The sequence below is a fragment of the Stenotrophomonas sp. YJH_SMC_119 genome, from assembly GCF_059368315.1.
In genome coordinates this window covers 1-4,610 of sequence record NZ_JCAFRP010000029.1, presented here as the reverse complement: position 1 = coordinate 4,610, position 4,610 = coordinate 1, and the positions used below count along the sequence as shown (strand labels likewise).

Annotated in this window: 5 protein-coding genes; all 5 read right to left on the bottom strand. The window is 66.9% G+C overall.

Annotated features, from left to right (window positions below; translation table 11 throughout):
* The coding region (locus AC5P6S_RS20970; RefSeq protein ID WP_099597122.1) for a methyl-accepting chemotaxis protein at nt 1-1,761 on the bottom strand (1,761 nt) is incomplete at its 3' end.
* A gap of 101 nt (nt 1,762-1,862) precedes the next feature.
* Nucleotides 1,863-2,246 (bottom strand): hypothetical protein, encoded by a 384-nt coding sequence (locus tag AC5P6S_RS20965; protein WP_005409515.1) that lies wholly within the window; start codon nt 2,244-2,246, stop codon nt 1,863-1,865.
* A gap of 136 nt (nt 2,247-2,382) precedes the next feature.
* Complete coding sequence (locus AC5P6S_RS20960; protein WP_005409516.1) at nt 2,383-2,874, bottom strand: chemotaxis protein CheW; 492 nt, start codon at nt 2,872-2,874, stop codon at nt 2,383-2,385.
* A 232-nt stretch (nt 2,875-3,106) separates the two neighbouring features.
* Complete coding sequence (locus tag AC5P6S_RS20955; protein ID WP_164225611.1) at nt 3,107-3,880, bottom strand: flagellar brake protein; 774 nt, start codon at nt 3,878-3,880, stop codon at nt 3,107-3,109.
* A 204-nt stretch (nt 3,881-4,084) separates the two neighbouring features.
* On the bottom strand, nt 4,085-4,610 hold a 526-nt coding region (locus AC5P6S_RS20950), incomplete at its 5' end, for a methyl-accepting chemotaxis protein (protein ID WP_495204740.1).

Here is a 4,610-nt window from a genome sequence, read left to right as displayed (position 1 = left end):
GATGATCTCGGCGATCTTCTTCGACGAGGCTTCGATGGCCGACATGGTGGTGACCACCTGGCCGACCACCTCGCCGCCCTGCGAAGCGACACCGTGCGCGCCGATGGCGAGCTGGTTGGCCTGGCGGGCGTGCTCGGCGTTCTGGCGCACGGTGGAGGTCAGTTCCTCCATCGAGGCAGCGGTTTCTTCCAGGTTGGCGGCCTGCTGCTCGGTACGGCGCGACAGGTCACTGTTGCCCGAGGCGATCTCGCCGGCGGCCGAGCTGATCGCGCGGCTGGACTGCTTGATGCGGGTGACGATTTCACTCAGCTGCGCGGCGGTGGCGTTGGCGTCGTCGCGCATGCGGGCGAACACGCCCTGGTAGTCGCCGTGCATGCGCACGGTCAGGTCACCCTGCGACAGCGCGGCAAGCAGGCCGGAGATCTGTTCGATGCTGCCGGCATTGGCGTCCAGCAGGCCGTTGATCTGCTGGGCCAGCTGCAGGAAGAAGCCTTCCTTGTCGCTGGCGTCGATGCGGCCGGACAGGTCGCCGGCGGCGGCCTGGGCGATCACGCGCGCCACTTCGGCTTCGACCAGTGCTTCCTGGGTGCGGTCGCGCCATTCCACCACGTAGCCGACGGTGTCGCCGCCTTCGTTGCGGATGGTCGACACCACCTGCGCGAACTGGGCATCGCCGTACTGCATCGGGCGACGGGCGACGCCGTGGGCCTTCAGGTTGCCCAACAGCGTCTGGTCCATCTCGCCGCGGTGTTCCAGCACGGTGACCGGCTTGCCGATCAACGAGGCCTGGGCGTCGAAGTCCGGCAGGTCGCGGCGTACTTCATCCTGGTACTGGCTGAGGGTCTGCTGCAGGGCGCGGTTGCTGTAGACGATGGTGTTGCTGGTATCGGTCAGGTAGACACCGGTCGAGCTGTAGTCCAGCGCGGTGCGGATGCGCAGGTTCTCGCGGGCAACGGCCTGGTCGGTTTCGATGCGTTCGCGCAGGTCGCGCTGCATGCGCTGCATGGCCTGCATCAGCTCGCCCACTTCGTCCTGGCGGCTGACGTCGATGTGGCCATCAAGCTTGCCGCCGGCCACGTCGTTGGCAACCGACACGGCGCCACGCACGCTGCCGACGAGGGCGCGCGCGAACAGCCAGACCAGCACCAGGCCGAGCGCGGCGCCGCCCAGCAGGGCGATCACGGTCAGCACGGCGGAGGCGGAATAGGTGGACGCGGCCTCTTCGCGCGAGGCGCGGGCGAGGCGGTTGTCTTCGGCGATCAGCGCTTCCAGCGCGGATGCAGCCTTGCGGTGCTTGGTGCGGGTCTCGCCCACGAAGGTATCGATGGCATCGTCCGGCAGGTCCAGCTCCAGCATCTCGGTGACGCTGTCGTAGGAGGCCAGGGCGTCCTTCCATTCCTTGGCGAAGGTATCGAACAGCTTCTTCTGCTGCGCGTTGTCGACAAGCTTCGGGTATTCCTTGATCGACGTGTCCATGCTGGTGCGCAGGTCGACGGCCTGCTTGCGCGCGTCGGACTTGACGTCATCGCTGGCGCGGATCAGCTGCTGGTAGGCGGCATTGCGGTACTCGCCCAGCATGCCGCGCATCTCGCCGGCCATGCGGATGCTTTCCATGCGCGAACCCGCCAACTCGGTGGTGACGTTGTTCAGCGAATGCAGTCCGCGATAGGCGACGATGCCCTGCAGCAGCATCACCAGCAGGAGGACGCCGAAGGTCAACAGCAGCTTCGGCATCAGTTTCAGGTTGTTGATCCACGGCATGGGCGTTGCGATCTCCTAAGGCAGACGCGTCCGGGCGTCGGGCCCGGTTGCAGCAGAAACCACGCCGGCACAAGCTCCGGCGTGGTTCGACGGACAGCGGATTACTTGATGTTGGCCAGCTTCAGGCCGGCCGGCGAGCTGACTTCGATTTCCGCGCGCGAGGCGTCGCGCTGGATCTTGCCGATCACGCACACGGTCTTGCCTTCCAGGGTCTCCAGCGGGAAGGAGAACTTGCCGCGGTTCTCGCCGGCGATGCGGGCCGAGAAGGTGTGGCGCGGGAAGGCACCGCCCATGTACAGGAAGGTCGGCTGGCCTTCGGAACCTTCTGCGTAGCGGGCCTTTTCGACCTTGCCACAGACCATGCCGTCCTTGCCGACCGAACGCGGGGCCAGTTCCGGCGGGATCATGTCGGCCGCCTGGGCGAACGCGGAGGAAGCGGTGGTGGCCAGGACAGCGGCCGAAACGAACGCAAGCAGGGACTTCATCGAGGTGTATCTCCGGGGATGGTGATGGTCGTTCCGGTTCCGCGCGCTCCTGCGCGACCGGCTTCTGTCCCCCTATCGGCACTGCTGGGGGGAACTGAAGGGTTTTGTGACCAGAACGTGAAGCAGGTCCGATGGATCAGGCGGCAGCGTCTTCGGCGAGGGAGGCCTGGCCCATGTCGGCGCTGTCGAGCAGGGTCTCGATGTCCAGCAGGATCAGCATGCGGTCGTCGTGGGTGCCGATGCCGGAGATGAAGCGGGTGTCGACTGCAGCGCCGAACTCCGGGGTCGGGCGGATCTGCTCGGCCGACAGCGGGATCACGTCCGACACGCTGTCGACCACGATGCCGACCACGCGGTCTTCGACGTTGAGCACGATCATCACGGTGAAGGCGTCGTAGCGGGCGTTGTCCAGGCGCAGCTTCAAGCGCAGGTCGATGACCGGCACGATGGTGCCGCGCAGGTTGATCACACCCTTGATGTAATCCGGGGCGTCCGGCACGCGGGTGACCGCATCGTAGCCACGGATCTCCTGCACCTTGAGGATGTCCACGCCGTAGTGCTCGGCGCCGAGGGTGAAGCTGAGGAATTCGCCACCGGCGCTGGCGGCGGAGCTGGTCTTGTCGTTCATCGAGGGGTCCTGGTTCTGCCGGAAGTCCCGGTGTCAGGCTCGATATCGGCCCCGCGTGGGGGGACTTTAGGTGCCGGGGGAGAGGCATCCACGCATGGCGTGGATCTACCGCGGCGCGGCCGGCACGCGCATATGGCGTGGATCCGCCGAAGATCGGTAGTGCCGGCCGCTGGCCGGCGACGGCATCATGCGGGTTGCCGGCCGCCGGCCGGCACGAACGGTCGAACGGGCCTCAGAGCTCGCCGTTGCGGCGCGCCTTGCGCTGGCGGTCGATGCGGAAGATGTAGCGCTGGATGGCGCTGTCGCCGCCGCGCGGCAGGCTGTCAAAGCGCATTCCCACGCGCTTGACCTCGATGCCATTGGGCTGTCGCTGTGGCAGCAGGTTGCAGACCACCAGTTCGATGTCCAGGTCGGGGCCATCGGGCAGCGACAGCTGCGCCGGGTAGCGCTTCTGCAGGCCGAATACGGCGCAGTCGTTGGGAACCACTACGGCCAGGCCGCCACCGCTGATGTCCACCACCCGCATCGACAGCGCTTCGGCACGTGCTTCGCCGGGTGGCAGCAGCAGATGCGGCGAGTCGGTGACCGGGGTATCCAGCCGGTACAGCTCACGGCGCTGCAGATGCACCAGTTCGTCCGGCAGCGGGGCGCGGAAGGCGACGTGGCCGTCGTTGTCCACGCGCTGCAGTTCGTGCAGGCGGAACCGCACAAGGACACGTTCAAGCTGGGCGAAGCAGAGCAGGTGGTCGGCCTGCTCGGCGGCACGGTTCGACGCCTCCTGCGGGCTGCCGTCGAGCAGCAGGTAGTCTTCGTCCTCGTCGAGATCAAGCAGGGCGGTCGGGAAGGAACGATCCCGGCCGTCGATATGCGCGTTGATCAGTGATCGCTGGTCGATCAGCGAGCGCAGCAGCTGCCGCAGCTGGCGGGGGTTGCGGACCAGGAAGCGTTCGTCCGCGGCGTCGGCCGCGTGGACATCATGCAGTTCAGTGTCGTGGCCGTCGGACATGGAGTCTGTGATCAGGGGCGGGCGCCAGCACGCGTTGTTGCAGGCTCGATGGGGATATCGGCCTCTTCATTGGATTATGAAGTGGGATTTGCATCACTTTCCATGCATAAGGGGCCAGATCCCTTTCCCGTGGGAAAGGGATCTGGCCCCGTGGCCCGCCATGCTGGTGCATCCACCCCATGGGCGGATGCTTTCTGCGTGGGGTCAGAACTCCTGCCAATCACCCTCGGCAGCCAGCGCCGGCTGGGCGGCCGACGCCCGCAGCGGCCGTGTCGGTGCTGCCTTGGTGACGGGCAGGGCGGCCGCGACCTGACGTGGCTGCGGTGCATTTGCCAAGCGTGCCGGCGCAGCGGCGACGCCCTGCGATGCCAGCCGGAAGCGCGCCACGGCTTCGCCCAGCTGCACGGCCTGGTCTTCCATGGCGCGCGCCGCAGCAGTCGCTTCCTCCACCAGCGCGGCATTCTGCTGCGTGGTTTCGTCCATCTGCACCACGGTCTGGTTGACCTGCTCGATTCCGGCCGACTGTTCCTGCGAAGCGGCGGAGATCTCGGCCATGATGTCGGTCACGCGCTGCACCGAGGCGACGATCTCGCCCATGGTGCTGCCGGCCTGGTGCACCAGGCTGGAGCCTTCGGCGACCTTGCCGACCGAATCATCGATCAGGCCCTTGATCTCCTTGGCCGCCGCAGCCGAACGCTGGGCGAGGGTACGCACTTCGCTGGCGACCACG

What these genes read in the sequence shown, in the direction of transcription:
- AC5P6S_RS20965 (WP_005409515.1), bottom strand. Translation starts at nt 2,246, where the DNA reads ATGAAGTCCCTGCTTGCGTTCGTTTCGGCCGCTGTCCTGGCCACCACC.
- AC5P6S_RS20960 (WP_005409516.1), bottom strand. Translation starts at nt 2,874, where the DNA reads ATGAACGACAAGACCAGCTCCGCCGCCAGCGCCGGTGGCGAATTCCTC.
- AC5P6S_RS20955 (WP_164225611.1), bottom strand. Translation starts at nt 3,880, where the DNA reads ATGTCCGACGGCCACGACACTGAACTGCATGATGTCCACGCGGCCGAC.